Source organism: Paraburkholderia sediminicola (assembly GCF_046027355.1).
GTDB lineage: Bacteria > Pseudomonadota > Gammaproteobacteria > Burkholderiales > Burkholderiaceae > Paraburkholderia > Paraburkholderia sediminicola_B.
Map to the genome: position 1 here is coordinate 1 of NZ_JAQQEK010000168.1, position 263 is coordinate 263.

Sequence of the window (263 nt, forward strand, 5' to 3'; positions counted from 1 at the left end):
AGCGGACGGTCGATACGCATGGCATAGTGCGGACATCTCAAAGGGAGAGAAAAAATGACAACTTTGGAATCTATGCAGGCAAAAATTAAAAAGCTTGAGCAACAAGCCGAGGCTCTGATTGCGAAACAGTCATCGGGCGTCATCGAGAAAATTCGCAAGCTGATGGCAGAACACGGCCTGACGGCTGCGGATATTGAGGGGCGCGCTGGCGGCAAGGGGCGCGCGAAGAAGGTCGGAGCAAAGACTGTCAGCAAAGGGGGCAC

At 54.0% G+C, this 263-nt stretch carries 1 protein-coding gene; it reads left to right on the forward strand.

The features are described from left to right. Window positions 1-54: 54 nt before the first annotated feature. A partial coding sequence (locus PQR42_RS45750) for an H-NS histone family protein (protein ID WP_408496144.1) occupies window positions 55-263 on the forward strand: 209 nt, incomplete at its 3' end.